Source organism: Aphanothece microscopica RSMan92 (genome assembly GCF_046613545.2).
GTDB lineage: Bacteria > Cyanobacteriota > Cyanobacteriia > PCC-6307 > Cyanobiaceae > NIES-981.
This window is the reverse complement of sequence record NZ_JBKKKY020000542.1, coordinates 1-448: the sequence shown is the minus strand read 5'-3', so window position 1 is coordinate 448 and position 448 is coordinate 1. Positions and strand designations below refer to the sequence as shown.

The window sequence follows — 448 nt, the reverse complement described above, 5'->3', positions numbered from 1 at the left end:
CGCGGCGCTGCGACAGGTTCACCCGCGCCGACCGCACGCCGGGCAGCGCCTCCAGCCCCCCCTCGATCGTGGACATGCAGGCCGCGCAATGCACCGCCGGCACCGACAGCACGATGCGCGCGCCGCCCGCATCCGCCGCGCGCCGCGCGATATCCTGCGCGGACGGCGCCGCGACGCAGGCCGGGCAGGCGCTGGCCTGGGAATGGGGGATGCCTTCGGCCAGGCTCATCGGTCAGCCCTTCACGAACAGGTCGATCCGCTGGCGGAACATCGTGCCATCGGCCGCCATCGCCTCGACCCGCAGCAGCCACTTGCCGGGCGCCAGATGCAGCGGCGCAGAGAACGCCCCGCCGTTCTGGGTGAATGCGGGCCGGCTGTCCTGCGACGCCACGGTCGACCGGCCCACCAGCACCGACAGGCCCGCGACCTGCGCAGGCTGGCCGCCCGC

2 protein-coding genes are annotated in these 448 nt (G+C 75.0%); both read right to left on the bottom strand.

Annotation, left to right across the window (positions count from 1 at the left end; all coding sequences use genetic code 11):
- On the bottom strand, window positions 1–229 hold a 229-nt coding region (locus tag ACLD7X_RS18970), incomplete at its 3' end, for a heavy-metal-associated domain-containing protein (RefSeq protein ID WP_411425229.1).
- A gap of 3 nt (window positions 230–232) precedes the next feature.
- The coding region (locus ACLD7X_RS18965; protein WP_411425228.1) for a FixH family protein at window positions 233–448 on the bottom strand (216 nt) is incomplete at its 5' end.